Origin of the sequence: Blattabacterium cuenoti (assembly GCF_014252055.1) — a bacterium.
Taxonomy (GTDB): domain Bacteria; phylum Bacteroidota; class Bacteroidia; order Flavobacteriales; family Blattabacteriaceae; genus Blattabacterium; species Blattabacterium cuenoti_D.
This window is the reverse complement of record NZ_CP059208.1, coordinates 388,372-410,302: the sequence shown is the minus strand read 5'-3', so window position 1 is coordinate 410,302 and position 21,931 is coordinate 388,372. Positions and strand designations below refer to the sequence as shown.

Below are 21,931 nucleotides of genomic sequence, written 5' to 3'. Positions count from 1 at the left end.
TTAAATAAAAAAAAATGAAAAATAAATGAAAATCAATACTCAGGATTTGTTAAAAGCTGGAGTGCATTTTGGACATATTGCGAGAAAATGGCATCCTAATATGCGGCCTTTTATTTTTATGAAAAAAGGAGGTATTCATATTATAGATTTATCTAAAACAGTAGTTAAACTAAATAAAGCTTGTGAAGAATTAGAAAATATAGTTTTTTCTGGAAAAAAAATATTACTGGTTGGAACAAAAGATCAAGCAAAAGAAAAAGTATCTTATTATGCAAAAATAGCTAATATGCCATGTGTTACAGAAAGATGGTTAGGGGGATTACTTACTAATTTTACTACTATTCGTAAATCTGTAAAAAAAATGAATAATATAGAAAAAATGAAAAAAAACGGGACTTTCAATACTTTATCAAAGAAGGAAAAGCTATTAATCGACAGACTTTATACAAAATTATATAAGAACTTAGGGAGTATTTCAAACATGAATCATATACCAGGAGGTATTTTTTTAGTAGATCCAAATAAAGAAAAAATAGCTTTGAGTGAAGCTAAAAAATTGAAAATTCCAGTTTTTGCCATGGTAGATACGAATACTAATCCTAATGAAATTGAATATCCGATTCCATCTAATGATGATTCTTCAAAATCTATAAATATAATTTTAAAGTATGTATCAGAAACTATTCAAAAAGCATCATCTTCTAGAAATAAAAATGATACTATAAATGTAGAAAATAAAATAATAATAGATAATAATAAGGATAAAATAAATAATGAATGATAAACTCATCTAATAATATGAAGAAAATATCTATAGATAAAATTAATGAACTAAGAAAGATTACAGGAATTGGAGTAATGGATTGTAAAGAAGCTTTAAAAAAAACTAATGGTAATATAGAAGATGCCGTTTCTTTTTTGAGAAAAAAAGGAAAAAAAATTTCTATAAATCATCTCTCTTTAGAGATGAAAGAAGGTGCAGTTATTACTGCTGTAAATAATGATTATTCTTTTGGAACAATTATAGGACTTAGTTGTGAAACTGATTTTCTTTCTAAAAGTTCTATTTTTTTAAGTCTTTTATCTATATTATCGAAAAAGTCTCTTTTATATACAAATAAAGAAGATTTTTTAACAAGTTTATATAATGAAAACACAAGTATAAAAGAATTTATTACTCAAAAAATATCAGTGGTAAAAGAAAATATAGAATTAAAAATATTCAAAAGATTAGAATCTCCATTTGTAATAGATTATACACACAATAATAAAATTTCAGTTTTAGTTGGTTTTTCGGATAAAGTAAATAATTTATCTTGCGCAAAGGATATTGCTATGCAGATTGCAGCAATGAATCCTATTTCAATAAGTAAAGAAGATTTTCCTAATTTTTTAGTTAAGAAAGAAATTGAAATTATTAAAGATCAAATATCGAAAGAAGGATCTTATAAAAAAAAACCAAAAAATATAATAGAAAGAATAATAAAAGGAAAACTTGATAAGTTTATATCTGAAAATACACTTCTTAACCAAAAATTTATAAAAAAAGATAAAATTACTATAGGGAATTACTTATCTAAAATAGATAATAAATTAAAAATAAACAGTTTTAAAAGAATTAGTATTTAATGAATAATAATAAAAACAGGAAATTGATGTTAATAATTTTGGATGGATGGGGATTATCTAATGACTTACATTCTTCTGCTATTCAAAAAGCTTCTACTCCATTTATAGATTATTGTTCAAATAATTATCCTTTTAGTAGTTTACATGCTTCTGGAGATTTTGTTGGTCTTCCTAAAGGACAAATGGGAAATTCTGAAGTGGGGCATATAAATTTAGGATCTGGTAGGAAAGTAATTCAAAATCTAGAAAAAATAAATATTTCTATTAAGAACAATTCTTTTCATAAGAGAATAAATTTTATTTTTGATAAATTTTTAATTTCTAAAAAAAGAATCCATTTCATGGGGTTATTATCTGATGGTGGAGTTCATTCTCATATGGAGCATCTTTTTTATTTACTTAAAATAGCTCATGAAAGAAAAATGAAAGATGTATTTATACATATTTTTACTGATGGAAGAGATTCTTTTCCTAGAAAAGGAATCATATATATAAAAAAATTATTAAAATTAACAGAAAAATACACTGGAAAATTATCCACTGTTATTGGTAGATATTATTCAATGGATCGTGATAAAAAATGGGAAAGAACTAAAAAAGCATATGATGCTATGGTGTTTTCAAAAGGAAATCATACTGATGATATAATTCGTACTATAGAAAAATTATATGATGAAGAAATAACAGATGAGTTTTTACCTCCATTAATAATTAAAAATAAGGATAAAAATTCTGTATCTAGTATTAAAAATGGAGATGTTATTTTTTGTTTTAATTTTCGTTCAGACCGTTCTAGGCAAATAACTGAACTTTTAATAGGAAAAAAAAAATTAATTAATATCAATGAAACTCTAAAATTAGAAGCTTACATAACAATGACTTGTTATGATAATAAATATAATAATGTTTATTCTGTTTTTAATCAAAAATATTTAAAAAATACTTTAGGAGAAGTTTTAGAAGCACAAGGAAAAAAACAACTACGTATTGCTGAAACAGAGAAATATCCACATGTAACTTATTTTTTTTCAGGAGGCCGTGAAATTCCTTTTGAAAAAGAAATTCGAATATTATGTAAATCCCCTAAAGTTTCTACTTATGATATGAAGCCTGAAATGAGTGCAGAAAATATTGTAAAAAAAATTATTCCAGAATTAAACAATAAAACAGCAGATTTTATCTGTTTAAATTTTGCTAATCCGGATATGGTAGGTCATACTGGAAAAATGAAAGAAACTATAATAGCTTGTGAATTTGTTGATTTTTATACAAAAAAATGTTCTGAAAAAGCTTTAGAAAATTTATATACAGTTATTATAGTTGGAGATCATGGTAATGCAGATTGTATGATTAATTTAGATAAAACTCCTAACACTACTCATACTACATCTCTTGTCCCATTTATACTAATAGACGAAGAAATTAATAAAAAAAATGTTCTATTAAGAGAAGTTGCAGCATTATCAGATGTTGCACCTACTATTCTTCAACTAATGGGACTTCCTACTCCTTATGTCATGAGTGGAATTTCTCTTATTAAAGAACTATTATTATAAATAAATAAATAATTATATTTTGATATCTTTAAAAAATATTGAGGAAATAATATTAATTAAAAAAAGTGCAACTCTAGCCTCAAAAACATTAGGAATGTTATCTAAAGAAATAAAACCTGGAATTAATAGTATTTACTTAGATAAATTAGCAGAATCTTTTATTCGTGATAATGGAGGAACTCCAGCTTTTCTTGGTTTATATGATTTTCCTAATACTTTATGTGTTTCTCCAAATAATCAAGTAGTACATGGAATTCCTAATTATGACCCTTTATGTGAAGGAGATATAATTTCTATAGATTGTGGAGTTTATATGAATGGATTTTATGGAGAACATGCTTATACTTTTGAAGTAGGTGAGGTATCTGATGAAATAAAAGAATTCCTCTCTTGTTCTAAGAAATCCCTATACTTAGGAATTTCTAAATGTAAAAAGAATAATCATATCGGAGATATAGGTTTTTCGATACAATATTATATTGAAAAAAATGGATTTAATGTAGTTAAAGATCTTGTAGGACATGGAATAGGAAGAAAAATGCATGAAGAACCACATGTTCCAAATTTTGGAAAAAAAGGAAAAGGATTAAAATTACAAGATGGTATGGTTCTTTCTATAGAACCAATGGTTAATATTGGTTCTTCAAAAATTGTTTTTCATAAAGATGGATGGACTATTACTACTTTTGATAAGAAATTATCATCTCATTATGAACATAATGTAGCTATTGTTGATGGAAATCCTTATTTGCTATCCACTTTTAGCTACATTTATAAAGAACTTAATATTAAATCTTTAGAAGAAGATCCATTCCAAAATGAAAAAATTAATGTATAAAAATTTTTTATATAATTTATTTTTTTCAGTTTTTGGAATTTTTTATTAAATAGTATATATTTTGTATAAATATAGAATATGCCTACTATACAACAATTAATTAGAAAGGGAAGAACCTCCGTTCCAAAAAAACGAAAATCTATTGCATTAGATTTTTGTCCTCAAAAGAGAGGAGTCTGTACTAGAGTTTATACTACAACTCCGAAAAAACCAAATTCTGCTATGCGAAAAGTAGCACGTGTTCGTTTTACAAATGGAAGAGAAGTTATTAGTTATATAATTGGAGAAGGACATAATTTACAAGAACATTCAATTGTATTAGTTAAAGGAGGTAGAGTTAAAGATTTACCAGGAGTAAAATATAAAATAGTAAGAGGAGCACGCGATACCGCTGGTGTAAATGGAAGGAAAAAAAGCAGGAGTAAATATGGTACAAAAATGAATAAAGAAAAAAAAGACTGAATTATTATCTAAATGAGAAAAACAAATAAAAAAAGTAAAGTATATAAACCTGATCCAAAATTTAATGAACCTCTTGTTACTAGATTTGTTAATCATCTGATGAAAAGTGGTAAAAAAAGCATAGCATATAGAATATTTTATAGTGCTATGAAAAAGATAGATTTAGTAAAAGGAAAAGAAGAAAAAACTTCATTAGAAATATGGAAAGATGGATTAAAAAATATTATGCCTCATATAGAGGTAAAAAGTCGTCGTATGGGTGGTGCCAATATTCAAGTTCCTATCCCAATTTCTCCCAATAATAAAATAACAAAAGCTATGAAGCTACTGATTTCCTGTGCAGCTATTAGAAATGAAAAAACAATGTCTGATAAACTAGCTTTTGAAATATGGGAAGCTTTTAAAGAACAAGGAGAAGCTGTAAAGAGAAAAGAAAATATTCATAAAATGGCAGAGGCTAATAAAGCTTTTTCACATTTTAGATTTTAATTTTTATTATGGAAAAGGATTTAAAGTATACAAGAAATATAGGAATAGCAGCACATATTGATGCAGGAAAAACTACTACTACTGAAAGAATATTATTCTATACAGGAATAAATCATAAAATAGGGGAAGTTCATGATGGTGCAGCTACTATGGATTGGATGCTTCAGGAACAAGAACGTGGAATTACTATTACTTCTGCTGCTACATGTTGTGAATGGTCTTATGAAGAAAAAAAGTATCAAATAAATATTATAGATACTCCAGGACATGTAGACTTTACTGTTGAAGTAGAAAGATCTATGAGAGTTTTAGATGGAATGGTTGTTTTATTCAGTGCTGTAGATGGTGTAGAACCTCAATCTGAAACAGTTTGGAGACAGGCAGATAAATATAAAATTCCAAGGATAGCTTTTGTTAATAAAATGGATAGGCAAGGTGCAGATTTTTTAAATGTTTGTTCTCAAATAAAAAAGATGTTAGGAGCTAATTGTATTCCATTACAAATTCCTATTGGAAGTGGAGATGATTTTATTGGAGTAGTAGATTTAATATATAATAAAGCAATAATATGGGATGATAAAAATTATGGAATGACATATAAAGAGATTCCTGTTCCATCAAATATGAAAAATATTGTATATGATCATAAAAATAAACTTATTGAAACTTTATCGGAATTTGATGATACAATAATGGAAAAATTTTTATATGATAATCCTTCTTCTATATCCGAGAAAGATATAATTTATTCTTTACAAAAGAATACTATAAAAATGAAAATTATACCTATACTTTGTGGTTCTTCATTTAAAAATAAAGGTGTACAAGCTATGTTAGATGCTATATGTTGTTATCTTCCATCTCCTCTTGACATAAAAAATGTAATAGGAATTAATCCTGTTAATAAAACAAAAGAAATAAGAAAGCCAAATGAAAAAGAACCTTTTTCTGCTTTAGCATTTAAAATAGCAAGTGATCCATTTGTAGGACGTTTAGCTTTTTTTAGAGTATATTCTGGAAAAATTGAGTCTGGTTCTTATAGTTATAATTCAAGATCTGGTAATAAAGAACGTATTTCTAGAATATATCAAATGCATGCTAATAAACAAAGTCCAATAGAAAAAATTGTAGCTGGTGATATAGCTGCTGTTGTTGGTTTTAAAGATATTAAGACAGGTGATACATTATGTGATGAAAAACATCCTATTCTATTAGAAAATATATCATTTCCAGAACCTGTAATAGGATTAGCTATTGAACCAAAATATAAATCTGATATAGATAAAATGAGTTTAGCTCTATCTAAATTAATGGAAGAAGATCCTACTTTTCAAGTAAGAACTGATAATAATACTGGACAAACTATTATTTCTGGTATGGGAGAACTTCATTTAGAAATAATTATAGATAGAATGAAAAGAGAATTTAAAGTAGAAATAAATCATGGAAAACCACAAGTAGAATATAAAGAAGCTTTAACGAGCCTAGTGGAACATAGAGAAATTTATAAAAAACAAACTGGAGGTAGAGGAAAATACGCAGACGTTCTATTTAGATTAGAGCCTGGAAATAAAGGAGAATCTGGGTTAGTTTTCATTAATAAAATAAAGGGAGGAAATATTCCAAAAGAATATATTCCTTCAATAGAAAAAGGATGTAGAGAAATGATGAAAAGTGGTCCTCTTTCTGGATATGAAATTAATAATGCTAAAATAACTATTTTAGATGGATCATATCATTCAGTTGATTCTGATCAAATTTCTTTTGAACTTGCAGGTAAATTTGGTTTTAGAGAAGCCGCTAAAAAAGCTGATCCAGTATTGTTAGAACCAATTATGAAATTAGAAGTTCTTGTTCCTGAAGATAATATGGGAGATGTCATAGGAGATTTAAATAGAAGAAGGGGGGTAATACAAAATATGAGTAATCGTAATAATATAAAAGTTATTCAAGCTATAGTTCCATTATATGAAATGTTTGGATATGTTACAGTTTTACGAACTCTTTCTTCTGGAAGAGGTACTTCTATTATGGAATTTTCTCATTATGAAGTTGTTCCAGAAACAATAAAAAATAATATTATTGTCATAGGGAAAGAAAAAAAAGAAAAAATTAACAAAAAAAAATAGTTAAAATTAATTTATACCATGGGTCATGACATAAAAATAAAATTAAAATCTTATGACTATAATTTATTAGATAAGTCAGCTGAAAAAATTGTAAATTCTGTGTTACCTACAGGAGTAATATTGAATGGTCCAGTTCCATTGCCGACAGAAAAAAAAATATTCACAGTATTACGTTCTCCTCATGTAAATAAAAAATCAAGAGAACAATTTCTTCTTCCTACACATAAAAGATTATTGCAAATTCATAATGCTTCATCTAAAACTGTAGATGCATTGATGAAATTGGAATTACCAAGTGGAGTTGAAGCTGAAATAAAAGTATAGAAGTATGTATGGATTAATAGGTAAAAATGTAGGAATGACTAGTGTTTTTTCAAAAGACGGAGAAAATATTCCATGTACTATTGTTTATATTCCTTTATGTTATGTTGTTCAAGTGAAAACAATGAATAATGACGGATATTTTTCTGTTCAATTAGGGATTGAAGAAAAAAAAATTGAAAAAACTAACAAATCTTTACTTGGTCATTTTAAAAAGGCTGGTATTTCTCCAAAAAAGAAATTATTAGAATTTAAATGTGATTCTATGCCTTCATTTCAAATAGGTTCTTCTATTAAAATAAATATTTTTGAGGAAGGAGAATTAGTTGATATAAAAGGTATTTCTAAAGGAAAAGGGTTTCAGGGAGTAGTAAAAAGACATCATTTTTCAGGAGTTGGAGAAAGTAGTCATGGACAACATAATCGTTTAAGAGCTCCAGGATCAATAGGTGCAGGGTCTGATCCTTCGCGTGTTTTTAAAGGGAAAAAAATGGCAGGAAGAACAGGCGGTAAAAGTGTTACTATTAAAAAAATAAAAATTTTGAAAGTAGATGCTTATAAATATTTTATTCTTTTAAAAGGATCAGTTCCAGGAAATAAAAATTCATATTTAATGATTAAGAAAAGAAAATGGAATTAAAAGTTTTAGATATAAATGGAAATCAAACAGATAAAAAGATTAGATTTGAAGATAATTTGTTTTCTAAAAAATCTTATGATCATTCTGTATATTTAGAAATTAAGAGATATTTATCTGCTCAAAGACAAGGAACTCATAAGTCTAAAGAAAGAGGAGAATTATCAGGAAGTAGAAGGAAATTGCATAGACAAAAAGGAACTGGAGGATCTAGAAAAGGAGACATAAAAAATCCTATATTTAGAGGAGGAGGAAGAGTTTTTGGACCAAGACCAAGAAAATATTTAACGAAAATAAATAAACATACTAAAGATATGGTAAGGAAGTTTATTTTTGAAAAAAAATTAACAGAAAATAAAGTGAAAGTTGTAGAAACCATGAAATTGGATATTCCAAAAACTAAGTTTATAGTAAAATTTTTAGATTCTTTACAATTAAAAAATGAAAAGTCATTAATGATTATAGGAAAATCAAATAGAAATCTATATTTATCTTCTAAGAATCTAAAAAATTTTAGATTATTAGATATTAATGAATTAGATTGTTTTTCTTTACTAAATTTTTCATATATTATATTATCTGAAGATTCTATAGAAAAAGTTTATAAATTTTTAACCGTTTCATAAATCATGTTTTTTATAAGACCTGTTGTTACAGAAAAAACATCAGAAAATGATAAAAATAGTATATACACTTTTTATGTGTGTATTTCTTGTAACAAGATTCAAATAAAAGAAAAGATAAATAAAGTTTTTGGTTGTTCTGTTAAAAGTATTAGGACTATGATTTATTATAGAAAAAATAAGTCAAAATATACAAAAAAAGGTCTTTTATATGGAAAAACAAATAAATTGAAAAAAGCAATTATTCAACTTGAAGAAAATCAAAAAATAAGTTTTTCAAAAGAAAAGGAAATATAAATAAATTTATTATTAAATAAATGTCAATAAAAAAACTTAAACCTACAACTCCTAGTCAGCGTTTTAAAATAGTAAATGATTTCAAAGAAATTACTGTTTCTAAACCTGAAAAAAGTCTTACAATTGGAAAAGGGAAATCTGGTGGTAGAAATAATGTTGGGAAAATGACAATGCGATATTTTGGTGGAGGACATAAGAAAAAGTATAGAATTATTGATTTTAAAAGAAGGAAGTTTGGGATATATGCTACTATAAAATCTATAGAATATGATCCTAATAGATCTTCTTTTATCTCTTTACTACATTATGTAGATGGTGAAAAAAGATATATTTTAACAATGAATGGATTTAAAGTAGGACAAAAAGTTATTTCTGGGAATAAAATTCCTTTTAATGTTGGAAATTCTACTTTTTTAAGTGAAATCCCACTTGGAACTAATATTTCTTGTATAGAACTTAAACCAGGTCAAGGAGCAAAAATAGCTAGAAGTGCAGGTTCTTTTGCTCAATTATTTGCAAAAGATGGAAAATATGCTACTATTAAACTTCCTTCTGGAGAAACTAGAATGATTATGACAACTTGTATGGCAACAATAGGAGTAGTTTCTAATGTTGATCATCAATTAGAAAAATTTGGTAAGGCGGGAAAAAATAGACATTTAGGAAAAAGACCAAGAACTAGAGGTGTTGCTATGAATCCTGTTGACCATCCAATGGGAGGTGGTGAAGGAAAAGCTTCTGGTGGTATACCTAGAAGTAGAAAAGGTGTTCCATCCAAAGGATTTAAAACTCGTTTAAAAAGAAAATATTCAAATAAATATATTATACAAAGAAGAAAAAAATAAAATTTTTATGCCAAGATCTTTAAAAAAAGGACCATATGTTTCTCAAAAATTATACAAAAAAGTTTTAAAAAACATAGAATCTAAAAAAAAAATCGTTATTAAAACTTGGTCTAGGACATCTACTATTTTACCTGATTTTGTAGGACATACTTTTTCTATTCATAATGGGAAACAATTTATTAATGTGTATATTACGGAGAATATGATAGGACATAAACTTGGAGAATTTGCTCCTACTCGTATTTTTAAGGGCCATTCTGGTTCTAAAAATAAAATTAAGGTAAAGAATTAAAATTAAATTAAAAGTATTAATAAAAAAGCATGAATAAATATGATCATAATAATGTTTCAGCTTCTTTAAATGGAGTTAGGACTTCTCCAAGAAAAATAAGGTTAATAGCAAATTTAATACGAAATAAAGAACTTAAAAAAGCATTAGAAATTTTAATGTATAGTAGAAAAACTAAAATTTCTTTTTTCCTAAGAAAATTGCTGTTATCTTCATTTTCTAATTGGAATAATAAAAATAAATCTGATTACAAAATTGATGAATCTTTATTATATATAAAAGAAATAAGAGTTGATCAGGGAAAGACTTTGAAAAGAATACGACCTGTTCCTCAAGGAAGAGGTCACAGAATAAGGAAAAGATCAAGTAATATAACTGTTTTTTTGGATAAAAAAAATAAAGTATAATTATGGGACAGAAAACAAATCCAATAGTTAATCGTCTTGGAATTATAACTGGTTGGCAGTCTAGTTGGTGTAGTAATTATAAAGATAGAATACAAGAAGATTTTAAAGTAAGAAGATATATAGAAGCAAGACTTCCAAAAGGAATAGTTTCTCGTATATTCATAGAAAGAACTTTAAAATTTATAACTATTACTATTAGAACATCTAGGCCAGCTTTGGTTATAGGAAAAGGGGGAGATGAAGTAGATACAGTTAGAAAAGAATTAAAAAAACTTACTAAAAAAGAAGTTCAAATTAATATATCTGAAGTTAAACGTCCTGAGCTAGACGCTTCTTTAGTAGCTAAAGGTTTAGTTCGACAATTAGAAAATCGTGTATCTTATAAAAAATCTGTTAAATCATCAGTATTATCTGCTATGAGAATGAACGCTCAAGGAATAAGAATACAAATCTCTGGGAGATTAAATGGATCAGAAATGGCTAGATGTGAAACTTATAAGGAAGGAAGAATTTCTTTAGGAACTTTTCGAGCTGATGTAGATTATCACATGGCTGTAGCTAATACTGTTTATGGAAGTATAGGTATTAAAGTTTGGATTATGAAAGGAGAAGTATATGGGAAAAGAGAATTATATCCATTTTTAGGGAGCGGTATACAAAGAAAACAAAGAGCATACAAATACTCTAGGAAAAAAAAATAGTAATTTTTGTACTCTATGTTACAACCAAAAAAAACAAAATATAAAAAGACTCAAAAAGGTAGAATACGTGGAAATTCTAAAAAAGGATTTCTTCTTTCAAGAGGGCTGTATGGAATAAAAGCTTTAGAAGGAGCTTGGATTACTTCTAGACAGATAGAAGCAGCAAGAGTAGCTGCAACTAGATATATGAAAAGAGAAGGAAGATTATGGATCAATGTTTTCCCAGATAAACCTGCTACAAAAAAACCTCAAGAAGTACGTATGGGGAAAGGTAAAGGTCCAGTAGAGTTTTGGGTATCTGTAGTGAAACCAGGTAGAATTTTATTTGAGATAGATGGAGTTGAAATGATAATTGCAAAAGAAGCTTTGAGATTAGCAGCTCAAAAACTTCCAATAAAAATGAAATTTGTTTTTTCTAATGAGATCAATTTATGAAAAAAAATATAGATATCAAATCCTTTTCTATGGAAAAAAATTTGATAAAAGAAATTGAAATTCAAAAAGAAATTCTTCAAAAAATAAAATTAAATCATTCTGTAGGTTTGTGTAAAAATCCTATAGAAATCAGATTTATAAGAAAGAATATTGCTAAATTAAAAACTGAATTAAATAAAAAAAATGAATAGATTTAGGAATATTAGAAAACAAAGAAAAGGCATAGTTACCAGTGATAAGATGAATAAAACTATAATAGTATCGGAAATAAAAAAGGTAAAACACCCATATTATGGAAAAAGTATAACGAAAAAAACAAAATATATGGTTCATGATGAAAAAAATATTTCTAAAAATGGAGATAAAGTTTTTATAATGGAAACACGTCCTATAAGTAAGAAAAAATGTTGGAGATTAGTGTCTATATTAGAAAAATCTAAATAAATGTTACAACAGGAATCTAGATGTAAAGTATCTGACAATACAGGGGCAAAAGAAGTATTGGTTATTAGAGTTTTAGGTGGAACTGGAAAAAGATATGCTTCTTTGGGTGACTCTATAATTGTTACTATAAAAATAGCTCTTCCTGGAGGAAATACAGTAAAAAAAGGACAAGTGTTTAAAGCTGTTGTAATTAGAACAAAAAATAGAATAAGAAGGAGAGATGGTTCTTATATTAATTTTGATGATAATGCTTGTGTTTTGATTAATCCATCTGGAGATATGATAGGAACTAGAGTTTTTGGACCTGTAGCAAGAGAATTAAGAGAAAAAAAATATATGAAAATTATTTCTTTAGCTCAGGAAGTATTATAATAAAATATGGGAAAAAATGAAGATAAAGATAAAAAAAGAAGATCAAGTTTTAATTTTATCCGGAAATCATAAGGGAACCAAAGGTATTGTAAAAATAGTTTTTCCTAAAAAAGAAAAAGCTATTATAAGTGGGATAAATATAGTAAAAAGGCATACAAAATCAGGAGTTAAAAACCCTAAAGGGGGTATTATAGAAAAAGAATCTCCTATACATTTGTCTAATTTAAAAAAAATAGAAAATAAGTCATAAGAAAATAGTAAGTGATGGTATTATATCAATCTAGATTAAAAAATTTTTATGATAAAGAAATAGTTCCGAATTTGATAAAAAAATTTGGATATCATTGTGTGATGAAAGTTCCAAAATTGTTAAAAATAGTAATCCATCAAGGGGTTGGAATATCTGTATTAGATAAAAAAATCATGGATTTTTCTATAAAAGAAATTACAGATATAACAGGACAAAAAGCAATTACTTGCTATTCTAAGCATGATGAATCTGGGTTTAAGCTTAGAAAAGGAACGCCTATAGGAGTTAAAGTGACTTTGCGTAGAGTAAGGATGTATGAATTTTTAGAGAGACTTATTATTATTTCTTTACCAAGAGTTAGAGATTTTAATGGAGTAAAAACAAGTAGTTTTGATGGACATGGAAATTATAATATGGGGATAGTAGAGCAAATAGTTTATCCTGAAGTAAATATTGATAAAATAAAAAAAAATATGGGAATGAATATTACATTTGTAACTTCTACTAATAATGATATGGAAGCTAAAGAGCTTTTAACTCTTTTTGGAGTTCCTTTTAAAAAAAAATAAAAATTATTAAATAATGTCTAAAGAATCTGTAAAAGCAAGACAAAAAAAGAGAGAAAAAATTGTAATGAAATATGCAAGTAAAAGAAAGAAAATAAAGAAATCTAAAAATTATGAATTGCTGCAAAAATTACCTAGAGATGCATCTCCTGTACGTTTAAGAAATAGATGTTCTATTACTGGAAGGAGTAGAGGTTATATGAGAAAATTTGGTATTTCCCGTATTGTTTTTAGAAATTTAGCTTCTCAAGGACTTATTCCTGGAGTAAAAAAAGCTAGTTGGTAATTTTAAAAAATATGGATACTATTGCTGATTTTTTGACTAGAATTAGAAATGCTACTATTGCAAAACATAAACTTTTAGAAGTATCCACTTCTAAAATGAAACAAGAAATATCTCATGTTTTATTAGAAAATGGATATATTTTGGATTATAAAATAGAAAGTAAAAATAAAATTATAAAAATAGCTTTAAAGTATTATCAAGATAAAATTTCTGTAATCCAAAAAATTATAAGAATAAGTAAACCTGGTTTGAGAAAGTACTGTAAATACAAAAATATTCCTCGTGTATTAAATGGATTAGGTGTTGCTATTATTTCTACTTCTAATGGTATAATGACAGATAAGGAGGCTAAGATAAAAAAAATTGGAGGGGAAATTTTATGTTATGTATATTAAATTTATTTAAAAATGTCTAGAATTGGTAAAAAACCAATATTTATTCCTGATGACGTTGAAATTAAGATCATCAATAATGAAATATCAATAAAAGGAAATTTAGGAATTTTGAAAGAAAAAGTTTCTAAAGAAATAAAATTGAGATTATCTGAGAATAAATTATTCATTTTGAGAAGTGAGGAAACAAAAAAAGTTAAATCTTTACATGGACTTTATCGTGTTTTAATTAAAAATATGATTATAGGAGTGACTATGGGATTTAAAAAAGAATTAGAATTAGTAGGAATTGGCTATAAAGCATCTTATAACAATGATATTCTAGATTTAAATTTAGGTTTTTCTCATAGTATTATGATGCAGCTTCCCAAAGAAATTATTGTAAATATAAATATAGAAAAAGGGAAAAATCCTATTATTATTTTAAAATCTTGTAATAAACAATTATTAGGAATAATAGCTGCTAAAATTAGATCTTTAAGGATACCAGAACCTTATAAAGGAAAAGGTGTTAGATATTTAGGAGAAGAGGTAAGAAGAAAAGCAGGTAAATCAGCATAATTATTTATTATTCATGAAAAAAAAAAGTGTAAAATTTAAAAAAGTTTTTGGAAACCCAGATAGACCAAGAGTATCTGTTTTTAGAAGTAATAAAAATATATATGCACAAGTTATAGATGATTTATCCGGAAAAACTTTAACATCTTCTTCTTCAATAGAAAAAATTTTTAGAAATTCTAAAAAAAATAAAACAGATTTATCTATTGAAGTAGGTAAATTGCTAGGTAATAGAGTTAAAAAGTTAAAAATTAAAAAATTGATTTTTGATAAAGGAAAATATTTATATCATGGAAGGATTAAATTTTTAGCTAACGGAATTAGAGAAACAGGATTAGATTTTTAAATAATAATTTAGTTATGATATGAAAAAAACAAAACATACAAATCTAGAATTAAAAGAAAGATTAGTCGGAGTAACAAGAGTTTGTAAAGTCACTAAAGGTAGAAGATATTTTACTTTTAGTGCTATTGTTATTAAAGGTAATGAAAATGGAGTAGTAGGATATGGTTTTGGAAGATCTAAAGAAGCAGCTGATGCTATTCATAAAGCTGGAGAACAAGCAAAGAGAAGTATTTGTGAAGTTTATATATCAAATGGGACAATTCCTCATGAACAAGAAGCGAAATATGGTGGAGCACGTGTCCTTATTAGACCAGCTTCTGATGGAACTGGAATTATAGCTGGTGGACCATTAAGGGCTGTTTTAGAAGCTGTAGGTTTAAGAAATGTTTTATCTAAATCAAAAGGATCTTCTAATCATCATAATATTATTAAAGCAACAATCAGAGCTCTTAGTAAATTAAGAGATGTTTATATAATATCAAAACAAAGAGGAATCTCTATTAAAAAAGTATATCATGGATAATAAAATCCAATCAAATTTAAATTTTTTATCTCCAAAAATTGGAACTAAAAGAAAAAAATTAAGATTAGGAAGAGGGCAAGGAACTGGAAAAGGAGGAACTTGTGGTAGAGGACACAAAGGTGCAAAATCAAGATCTGGTTTTTCTAAAAAAATAGGTTTTGAAGGAGGACAAATGCCACTTCAAAGAAGGATACCTAAATTTGGATTTAGAAGAAAAAATAAAAGAAAAATTATAGAAATTAATTTAGATAAGATTCAAAATCTTGTTGATAAAGGATTGGTTAAAAGTAGTTTGAATCAAGAAATTCTTATTAAAAACAAAATAATTAATAAAAAAGATTTTATTAAAATTTTGGGAAGAGGAGTAATTTCTTCTCCATTAAAAATAAGTGCACATAAATTCAGTAATAAAGCTTCGTCTTCTATAAAAAAATCTGGAGGATCAGTGTTTTTATTATCGAAATAATAACTTATTGTGAATAATTTTCTAATAACTTTTTATAATATATGGAACGCAAAGGAATTACGAAAAAAAATAATAACAACTTTATGTTTATTATTAATATATCGTTTTGGAGCTTATATTCCATTACCCGGAATAAATCCATTAGGAATTAGCGATTTTTTAGATAAACTTAATTCTGGATCAAAAGGTTTAATGCAAATTCTTTCCTCTTTTACTGGAGGAGCATTTAATAGAGCATCTATATTAGCTCTAGGTATTATGCCTTATATATCTGCTTCTATTATAATACAACTAATGTGTATTATTATTCCGTATTTACAAAGATTACGTAGAGACGGAGAAAGCGGAAGAAAACAAATTAACCTTCTTACAAGGTGGCTTACTGTAGGTATATGTTTAATACAAGCTCCTGTATATCTTATTTCATTAACTAAACAATTCATCCCATTTTCTTCTCCAAGTTCTTCGTCTGCTTATTTAATAGATATGAATACTTTTTATGGTAGTAGCATGTTTTGGATGATAGGAGTTTTTATTTTAACTTCAGGTACATTATTTACAATGTGGTTAGGAGATTATATTACGGATAAAGGAATAGGTAATGGTGTTTCACTGATTATTATGTCTGGAATTATTGCTCGTTTTCCAAATGCTATAGTTAAAGAAATATTAAATAAAATAAAGAAAGGATATGAAGGTGTAATAATTTTATTTTTAGAAATTTTATTATGGTTATTAGTCATTTTATTTTCTATTATTATTATACAAGCTGTAAGAAAAATTCCAGTACAGTATGTTTCACATTATAAATCTTTAGTAACAGATTCTAAATTAATTCATAAAAGACATCAATATATTCCTTTGAAAGTTACTGTAGCTGGTGTTATGCCTATCATTTTTTCTCAAGCTATTATGTTGTTTCCGTTAACTTTTTCTAATTATATTAAAAATACGGAAATAAAAAAATTTTTTCGACTATTCCAAGATATTTATGGAGTATGGTATAATTCTACTATTTTTATACTAGTTATAGTTTTTACTTTTTTTTATACTGCAATCACTATTCCGGTAAATCAAATAGCTGATGATTTAAAGAGAAATGGAGGACATATTCCTAGAATAAAACCTGGAAAAGATACTGCTGAATATATAGATTATGTTTTATCGAAAATTACTTTTCCCGGAGCAGTTTTATTAGCTATAATAGCTATACTTCCATCTATAGTTTTTAGAATCGGCGTTACACAGAATTTTTCTTTATTTTACGGAGGAACTTCTTTATTAATTGTTGTTGGAGTTATTATAGATATTTCACAACAAATAAATATATATTTATTAAATTATCATTATGATGGATTAATGATGATGAAAAATCGTATCAATTAAATATACTAGATTATAATTGTTTTTTTTTGTATATTATTGCATTACTGTTTATTATTAAAATTAAATTGTATTTAATTTATGGCTAAACAAAAACATATAGAAGTAGATGGAGTTATTATAGAATCATCTCCAAATGCAATGTTTCGTGTAGAATTAGAAAATGGATGTATAGTTAAGGCACATATATCTGGAAAAATGAGAATGCATTATATAAAAATATTACCTGGAGATAAAGTTAGATTAGAAATGTCATCTTATGATTTAGAAAGAGGTAGAATAACTTATAGATATTAAAAAAATATATTAATAAACAGTTAAGTATAAATAATAAAGTAAATAAATATAATATATATATGAAAGTAAGAGCATCTCTAAAAAAAAGAACTGCAAATTGCAAAATTGTTAGTAGAAAAGGTCGTTTACGTATTATAAATAAAAAAAATCCAAGATTTAAACAAAAACAAGGTTAATTAATTAAAAAAATAAATGGCAATTAGAATTTCTGGAGTAGATCTTCCTATATTTAAAAGAGGTATTATAGGTTTAACTTATTTATATGGAATAGGAAAAAGTTTATCTAAAAAAATATTGCATTCTGTTGGAATAGATGAAAATAAAAAAATGTCTGATTGGTCTGATAGTGATATTAGTAAAATAAGAAAATATATATCTAACAATATGAAAATTGAAGGAGAATTAAGAGCTGATATTCAAACAAACATTAAAAGATTAATGGATATAGGATGTTATACAGGAACAAGACATAGAAAAGGATTACCATTGAGGGGACAGAAAACTAAGAATAATTGTAGAACAAGAAAAGGAAGGAAAAAAACTATAGCAAATAAGAAAAAAATTACAAAATAATGATATAAAATTTTATGGCTAAATCATCATCTGGAAAAAAAAGATCAGTTTCAATTGATCCTATAGGGATTGCTCATATTCAATCTACTTTTAATAACATTATTATTACCATAACAAATAGAAAAGGTGATGTTATTGCATGGTCTTCTGCTGGAAAAATGAATTTCAAAGGATCCAAAAAAAATACTCCTTACGCTGCTCAAATAGCAGCAGAAAATGTAGCAAAAGAAGGATTAAGTGCTGGAGTAAAAAAAGTTGAAGTAAAAGTAAAAGGGCCAGGAGCTGGTAGAGATTCAGCTATACGTGCATTGAGTAATTCTGGAATCATAGTTACTTTAATAAAAGATATTACTCCATTACCACATAATGGTTGTAGGCCACCTAAACGAAGAAGAGTTTAATTTTAAATATTTTATGGCAAAATATATAGGACCAAAAACTAAAATTTCTAGGAGGCTTGGGCAAAGTATTTATGGAGTAGATAAATATTTTGAAAGAAAAAAATATCCATCAAATAAACATGGGAAGAATAGACGTAGAGGAAAAAGATCAGAATATCTTATACAATTAATAGAAAAACAAAAAGCAAAATATACTTATGGTATATTAGAACGTCAATTTGAAAAATTATTTCTAGAGGCTGCGAAGAAAAAAGGAATAACCGGAGAATTATTGCTACAAGCTTGTGAAAGCCGTCTTGATAATATAGTTTTTAGGTTAAAATTTGCTCCATCTAGATCTTCTGCAAGACAAATTGTTTCTCATAGACATATTTTAGTAAACGATAAAATTGTTAATATTCCATCTTTTAGGTTAAAACCTGGAGATAAAATAGGAATAAGAGAAAAATCAAAAAAACATCCAGTTATAATAGATTCTATTAATAAAAAAGCAGGATTTTTAGTAGAATGGTTAATTTTAGATGAAAAAAATATGTTAGGAATATTTAGAATTATGCCTAAAAGAACAGAAATACCTGAAAATATTAAGGAGCAACTAATTGTTGAATTGTATTCAAAGTAACAATAAATAAGATTATGTCTATTTTAGATTTTGTAAAACCTGATAGAATTACAATATATGAATTATCGGATAACAGGAGTGTTTTTCATTTGAAACCTTTAGAACCTGGGTATGGAATAACATTAGGAAATGCATTAAGAAGAGTTCTTCTAGGCTCTTTAAAAGGTTTTGCTGTTACCTCTATTAGAATTAAAGGGGTAAAATACGAATTTTCTACCATAAAAGGTGTTATAGAAGATGTAACTGAAATAGTATTAAATTTTAAAAAAATTCGTTTTAAGCAAAATACATCAGAAATAAATAAAGAAGTTGTTAATGTACATATTGGTATTGGAGATATAGAAAAAGTAACAGGTGATATTTTAAATAAATTTATTTCTAATTTCCAAGTTTTAAATACAGACTTAGTTATTTGTAACAAAGATATATCTATTCCATTGGAAATAAGTTTTATAATAGAAGAAGGAAGAGGTTATGTTCCTGCGGAAGAAAATAAAAAAAGTAATGATCATTTAATAGATACAATCTATATTGATTCTATATATACTCCAATTAAAAATGTAAAATATACAATAGAAAATTGTCGTGTTGGACAAAAAACTGATTTTGAAAATTTATCATTAGATATTAAAACAGATGGATCTATATCTCCAAAATTTGCTCTTATGGAAGCTTCTAAAATATTAATTCAGTATTTTTCCATTTTTTCTTACGAAAAAATAGGAAAAAAGAAACAAGAAGAAATAGGAGAAAGTAAAAAATATAATGAAGAATATTTACGAATGAAAACATTATTAAAATCTAAACTTAGTGATATGGATCTATCTGTACGTACAAAAAATTGTTTAAAATTTGCTTCTATAAAATCTATAAAAGATTTAGTAGTTTGTGATAGAAATAATATGTTAAAGATGAGAAACTTTGGAAAAAAATCTTTAGATGAATTAGAAAGTAAAATGAAAGAAAAGGGGTTATATTTTGGAATGGATATATCAGAGTATAAATTAGACAAAGAATAGAATAAATTATTTTTTTTATGAATTATAAAAATAATAATAATCATTTAGGAAGAAAGTATGGCCATAGAAAATCTCTTCTCTCTAATATGGCTTCTTCTTTAATAAAAAAAAAGAAAATATTTACTACATTATCTAAAGCGAAAGCTTTAAGAAGATATATTGAACCTATTATTACAAAGTCAAAAATTGATAATACACATTCTAGAAGGAATATTTTTTCATATTTAAAAGATAAAATAGCTGTATCAGAACTTTTTAAAGATACTTTTCAAAAAGTACGTGAACGTACTGGTGGATATACTAGAATCATAAAAGCTGGATTTCGTTTTGGAGATAGAGCTACTCTTTCTTTTATTGAGTTAGTAGATTTTAACACTATTTATATATCTAAAAATGTAAAAAAATCTGTGAGACGTGGGGGGAAAGGAAAAAAAAGTAAAATAATAAAAAAAGAATGAATAGTAATGAGTAAAATTAAAAATGTATTTGCTAGACAAATATTGGATTCTAGAGGAAATCCTACTATAGAAGTAGATATCCTAACATCTAGTAACTCTTTTGGGAGAGCTTCTGTTCCATCTGGAGCCTCTAAAGGTGATAATGAAGCTTTTGAACTTCGTGATAATGAAACTCCTTTTCTTGGAAAAGGGGTTTTAAAAGCTGTTAGCAATGTGAATAATATAATTGCTCCTGAACTGATCGGAAAATCTATTTTAGATCAAATTTATATAGATAATATTCTTATAAATTTAGATGGAACTGTTAAAAAAACAAGATTAGGAGCTAATGCTATATTAGCTGTATCATTAGCTATAGCAAGGACTGCTGCAAATGAATTAAACATACCATTATACAAATATATAGGTGGAGTCTATACATATTTCCTTCCTACTCCATTAATAAATATTGTTAATGGAGGAAGACATTCTAATGCTCCTATAGCTTTTCAAGAATTTATGATCGTTCCAGTAAAATCTAATAGCTTTACCGAAGCTATTCAAATAGGACATAAGATTTTCTACGAATTAAAAAATATCATTCAAAAAAAAGGATTATCTACAAGTGTAGGAGATGAAGGAGGTTTTTCTCCAAATTTCAATGGAATAGAAGATACTTTAGATCATATATTAGAAGCTATACATATGTCTAATTACGAACCTTATGATGAAATAGGAATAGCTATAGATTGTGCTGCTTCTGAATTTTATGAAAATAATAAATATGTTTATTCGAAATTTGAGAATAAAACAGAAGTACAAAAAAAATCTAAAGAAGAACATATTTCTTATTTATCTTATTTAATCAAAAGATACCCAATTATTTCAATTGAGGATGGAATGGATCAAAATGATTGGGATGGATGGAAAATAATGACTGATAAGATAGGAGATAAAGTACAGTTAGTTGGAGATGATTTATTTGTTACTCAAGTAGAAAGATTAAATAAAGGTATAGAAAATAATATAGCTAATTCTATTCTAATAAAACTTAATCAAGTTGGAACTTTAACAGAAACAATAGAAACAATTAATCTTGCAAGAAAGAATAAGTATAATAATATTATATCTCATAGATCAGGAGAAACAGAAGATTCTTTTATTGCAGATTTTTCTGTAGCACTTAATATTGAACAAATAAAAATTGGTTCTATATGTCGTTCCGAGAGAACTTCAAAATATAATCAATTATTACGTATTGAAGAAATGTTTGGAAATAATTCCTTTTATTCTGGATGGATAAAGAAATTATAGATGTAATAAATTAAATAATATTTT

36 protein-coding genes are annotated in these 21,931 nt (G+C 26.2%); all 36 read left to right on the top strand.

The window, feature by feature from the left end; genetic code table 11:
- Positions 1 to 25: 25 nt before the first annotated feature.
- The 36 genes from rpsB (at position 26) to eno (ending at position 21,907) form a co-directional block, all read left to right on the top strand.
- Positions 26 to 781 carry a 30S ribosomal protein S2 gene (gene rpsB, locus H0H48_RS02040; RefSeq protein ID WP_185870891.1) on the top strand — a complete coding sequence of 252 codons (756 nt, stop codon included), beginning with the start codon at positions 26 to 28 and terminating at the stop codon, positions 779 to 781.
- Positions 778 to 1,629, top strand: a complete 852-nt coding sequence (gene tsf, locus H0H48_RS02035; protein WP_238785297.1) for a translation elongation factor Ts — start codon at positions 778 to 780, stop codon at positions 1,627 to 1,629. Before rpsB ends, tsf begins: the two co-directional genes overlap by 4 nt.
- The gene (gpmI, locus tag H0H48_RS02030) at positions 1,629 to 3,185 is read left to right on the top strand and encodes a 2,3-bisphosphoglycerate-independent phosphoglycerate mutase (protein WP_185870890.1); all 1,557 of its coding nucleotides are present in this window, start codon (positions 1,629 to 1,631) and stop codon (positions 3,183 to 3,185) included. The genes tsf and gpmI overlap by 1 nt, the downstream gene beginning before the upstream one ends.
- A 19-nt stretch (positions 3,186 to 3,204) precedes the next feature.
- The gene (gene map / locus H0H48_RS02025) at positions 3,205 to 4,023 is read left to right on the top strand and encodes a type I methionyl aminopeptidase (RefSeq protein ID WP_185870889.1); all 819 of its coding nucleotides are present in this window, start codon (positions 3,205 to 3,207) and stop codon (positions 4,021 to 4,023) included.
- A gap of 78 nt (positions 4,024 to 4,101) precedes the next feature.
- A complete protein-coding gene (gene rpsL, locus H0H48_RS02020; RefSeq protein WP_185870888.1) occupies positions 4,102 to 4,485 on the top strand; it encodes a 30S ribosomal protein S12 in 384 nt (127 codons plus the stop codon).
- A gap of 12 nt (positions 4,486 to 4,497) precedes the next feature.
- Positions 4,498 to 4,974, top strand: coding sequence for a 30S ribosomal protein S7 (rpsG, locus tag H0H48_RS02015; RefSeq protein WP_185870886.1), 477 nt, complete (start codon positions 4,498 to 4,500; stop codon positions 4,972 to 4,974).
- Between the two features lie 8 nt (positions 4,975 to 4,982).
- Positions 4,983 to 7,103, top strand: a complete 2,121-nt coding sequence (gene fusA, locus H0H48_RS02010) for an elongation factor G (RefSeq protein WP_185870885.1) — start codon at positions 4,983 to 4,985, stop codon at positions 7,101 to 7,103.
- 18 nt (positions 7,104 to 7,121) lie between these two features.
- Positions 7,122 to 7,427: a 30S ribosomal protein S10 gene (gene rpsJ / locus H0H48_RS02005; protein ID WP_185870884.1), complete on the top strand. Its 306-nt coding sequence runs from the start codon at positions 7,122 to 7,124 to the stop codon at positions 7,425 to 7,427.
- A gap of 4 nt (positions 7,428 to 7,431) precedes the next feature.
- Positions 7,432 to 8,064, top strand: a complete 633-nt coding sequence (rplC, locus tag H0H48_RS02000; RefSeq protein WP_185870883.1) for a 50S ribosomal protein L3 — start codon at positions 7,432 to 7,434, stop codon at positions 8,062 to 8,064.
- The gene (rplD, locus tag H0H48_RS01995; protein WP_185870882.1) at positions 8,055 to 8,687 is read left to right on the top strand and encodes a 50S ribosomal protein L4; all 633 of its coding nucleotides are present in this window, start codon (positions 8,055 to 8,057) and stop codon (positions 8,685 to 8,687) included. Before rplC ends, rplD begins: the two co-directional genes overlap by 10 nt.
- 3 nt (positions 8,688 to 8,690) lie before the next feature.
- Entirely contained in the window at positions 8,691 to 8,981 is a 291-nt protein-coding gene (locus H0H48_RS01990; protein WP_185870881.1) for a 50S ribosomal protein L23, read from the top strand.
- 20 nt (positions 8,982 to 9,001) lie between these two features.
- Positions 9,002 to 9,826 (top strand): 50S ribosomal protein L2, encoded by an 825-nt coding sequence (gene rplB, locus H0H48_RS01985; RefSeq protein WP_185870880.1) that lies wholly within the window; start codon positions 9,002 to 9,004, stop codon positions 9,824 to 9,826.
- A gap of 7 nt (positions 9,827 to 9,833) precedes the next feature.
- Positions 9,834 to 10,118, top strand: coding sequence for a 30S ribosomal protein S19 (rpsS, locus tag H0H48_RS01980; RefSeq protein ID WP_185870879.1), 285 nt, complete (start codon positions 9,834 to 9,836; stop codon positions 10,116 to 10,118).
- Positions 10,119 to 10,147: 29 nt separating this feature from the next.
- Positions 10,148 to 10,522, top strand: coding sequence for a 50S ribosomal protein L22 (rplV, locus tag H0H48_RS01975; RefSeq protein WP_185850195.1), 375 nt, complete (start codon positions 10,148 to 10,150; stop codon positions 10,520 to 10,522).
- A 2-nt stretch (positions 10,523 to 10,524) separates the two neighbouring features.
- On the top strand, positions 10,525 to 11,223 hold the full coding sequence (gene rpsC / locus H0H48_RS01970) for a 30S ribosomal protein S3 (RefSeq protein WP_185870878.1): 699 nt from the start codon (positions 10,525 to 10,527) through the stop codon (positions 11,221 to 11,223).
- Between the two features lie 15 nt (positions 11,224 to 11,238).
- Positions 11,239 to 11,658: a 50S ribosomal protein L16 gene (gene rplP / locus H0H48_RS01965; RefSeq protein WP_185870877.1), complete on the top strand. Its 420-nt coding sequence runs from the start codon at positions 11,239 to 11,241 to the stop codon at positions 11,656 to 11,658.
- On the top strand, positions 11,655 to 11,849 hold the full coding sequence (rpmC, locus tag H0H48_RS01960) for a 50S ribosomal protein L29 (RefSeq protein WP_185870876.1): 195 nt from the start codon (positions 11,655 to 11,657) through the stop codon (positions 11,847 to 11,849). Before rplP ends, rpmC begins: the two co-directional genes overlap by 4 nt.
- A complete protein-coding gene (gene rpsQ / locus H0H48_RS01955; protein WP_185850191.1) occupies positions 11,842 to 12,102 on the top strand; it encodes a 30S ribosomal protein S17 in 261 nt (86 codons plus the stop codon). Before rpmC ends, rpsQ begins: the two co-directional genes overlap by 8 nt.
- Positions 12,103 to 12,474 carry a 50S ribosomal protein L14 gene (rplN, locus tag H0H48_RS01950; RefSeq protein ID WP_185850190.1) on the top strand — a complete coding sequence of 124 codons (372 nt, stop codon included), beginning with the start codon at positions 12,103 to 12,105 and terminating at the stop codon, positions 12,472 to 12,474.
- Positions 12,475 to 12,490: 16 nt separating this feature from the next.
- Positions 12,491 to 12,724, top strand: a complete 234-nt coding sequence (rplX, locus tag H0H48_RS01945) for a 50S ribosomal protein L24 (protein ID WP_185870875.1) — start codon at positions 12,491 to 12,493, stop codon at positions 12,722 to 12,724.
- 14 nt (positions 12,725 to 12,738) lie between these two features.
- Positions 12,739 to 13,293, top strand: a complete 555-nt coding sequence (rplE, locus tag H0H48_RS01940) for a 50S ribosomal protein L5 (protein WP_185870874.1) — start codon at positions 12,739 to 12,741, stop codon at positions 13,291 to 13,293.
- Between the two features lie 13 nt (positions 13,294 to 13,306).
- The gene (gene rpsN, locus H0H48_RS01935; protein WP_185870873.1) at positions 13,307 to 13,576 is read left to right on the top strand and encodes a 30S ribosomal protein S14; all 270 of its coding nucleotides are present in this window, start codon (positions 13,307 to 13,309) and stop codon (positions 13,574 to 13,576) included.
- Between the two features lie 11 nt (positions 13,577 to 13,587).
- Complete coding sequence (gene rpsH, locus H0H48_RS01930) at positions 13,588 to 13,971, top strand: 30S ribosomal protein S8 (RefSeq protein ID WP_185870872.1); 384 nt, start codon at positions 13,588 to 13,590, stop codon at positions 13,969 to 13,971.
- A gap of 12 nt (positions 13,972 to 13,983) precedes the next feature.
- Positions 13,984 to 14,529 (top strand): 50S ribosomal protein L6, encoded by a 546-nt coding sequence (rplF, locus tag H0H48_RS01925; RefSeq protein ID WP_185870871.1) that lies wholly within the window; start codon positions 13,984 to 13,986, stop codon positions 14,527 to 14,529.
- A gap of 13 nt (positions 14,530 to 14,542) precedes the next feature.
- Positions 14,543 to 14,872: a 50S ribosomal protein L18 gene (gene rplR, locus H0H48_RS01920; RefSeq protein WP_185870870.1), complete on the top strand. Its 330-nt coding sequence runs from the start codon at positions 14,543 to 14,545 to the stop codon at positions 14,870 to 14,872.
- 19 nt (positions 14,873 to 14,891) lie between these two features.
- Positions 14,892 to 15,395, top strand: a complete 504-nt coding sequence (gene rpsE / locus H0H48_RS01915) for a 30S ribosomal protein S5 (RefSeq protein WP_185870869.1) — start codon at positions 14,892 to 14,894, stop codon at positions 15,393 to 15,395.
- Positions 15,388 to 15,861, top strand: coding sequence for a 50S ribosomal protein L15 (rplO, locus tag H0H48_RS01910; RefSeq protein WP_185870868.1), 474 nt, complete (start codon positions 15,388 to 15,390; stop codon positions 15,859 to 15,861). The genes rpsE and rplO overlap by 8 nt, the downstream gene beginning before the upstream one ends.
- A 9-nt stretch (positions 15,862 to 15,870) precedes the next feature.
- Positions 15,871 to 17,247: a preprotein translocase subunit SecY gene (gene secY, locus H0H48_RS01905; RefSeq protein ID WP_185870867.1), complete on the top strand. Its 1,377-nt coding sequence runs from the start codon at positions 15,871 to 15,873 to the stop codon at positions 17,245 to 17,247.
- A 78-nt stretch (positions 17,248 to 17,325) separates the two neighbouring features.
- Positions 17,326 to 17,541: a translation initiation factor IF-1 gene (infA, locus tag H0H48_RS01900; RefSeq protein ID WP_185870866.1), complete on the top strand. Its 216-nt coding sequence runs from the start codon at positions 17,326 to 17,328 to the stop codon at positions 17,539 to 17,541.
- Between the two features lie 59 nt (positions 17,542 to 17,600).
- Entirely contained in the window at positions 17,601 to 17,717 is a 117-nt protein-coding gene (rpmJ, locus tag H0H48_RS01895; RefSeq protein ID WP_185850180.1) for a 50S ribosomal protein L36, read from the top strand.
- Positions 17,718 to 17,733: 16 nt separating this feature from the next.
- Positions 17,734 to 18,114 carry a 30S ribosomal protein S13 gene (gene rpsM / locus H0H48_RS01890; protein WP_185870865.1) on the top strand — a complete coding sequence of 127 codons (381 nt, stop codon included), beginning with the start codon at positions 17,734 to 17,736 and terminating at the stop codon, positions 18,112 to 18,114.
- A gap of 14 nt (positions 18,115 to 18,128) precedes the next feature.
- Complete coding sequence (gene rpsK / locus H0H48_RS01885) at positions 18,129 to 18,515, top strand: 30S ribosomal protein S11 (RefSeq protein WP_185870864.1); 387 nt, start codon at positions 18,129 to 18,131, stop codon at positions 18,513 to 18,515.
- A gap of 13 nt (positions 18,516 to 18,528) precedes the next feature.
- On the top strand, positions 18,529 to 19,137 hold the full coding sequence (rpsD, locus tag H0H48_RS01880) for a 30S ribosomal protein S4 (RefSeq protein WP_185871372.1): 609 nt from the start codon (positions 18,529 to 18,531) through the stop codon (positions 19,135 to 19,137).
- Positions 19,138 to 19,151: 14 nt separating this feature from the next.
- On the top strand, positions 19,152 to 20,156 hold the full coding sequence (locus tag H0H48_RS01875; RefSeq protein WP_185870863.1) for a DNA-directed RNA polymerase subunit alpha: 1,005 nt from the start codon (positions 19,152 to 19,154) through the stop codon (positions 20,154 to 20,156).
- 17 nt (positions 20,157 to 20,173) lie between these two features.
- Positions 20,174 to 20,614 carry a 50S ribosomal protein L17 gene (gene rplQ / locus H0H48_RS01870; RefSeq protein ID WP_185870862.1) on the top strand — a complete coding sequence of 147 codons (441 nt, stop codon included), beginning with the start codon at positions 20,174 to 20,176 and terminating at the stop codon, positions 20,612 to 20,614.
- 6 nt (positions 20,615 to 20,620) lie between these two features.
- The gene (gene eno / locus H0H48_RS01865) at positions 20,621 to 21,907 is read left to right on the top strand and encodes a phosphopyruvate hydratase (RefSeq protein ID WP_185870861.1); all 1,287 of its coding nucleotides are present in this window, start codon (positions 20,621 to 20,623) and stop codon (positions 21,905 to 21,907) included.
- The last annotated feature ends 24 nt before the right edge of the window (positions 21,908 to 21,931 follow it).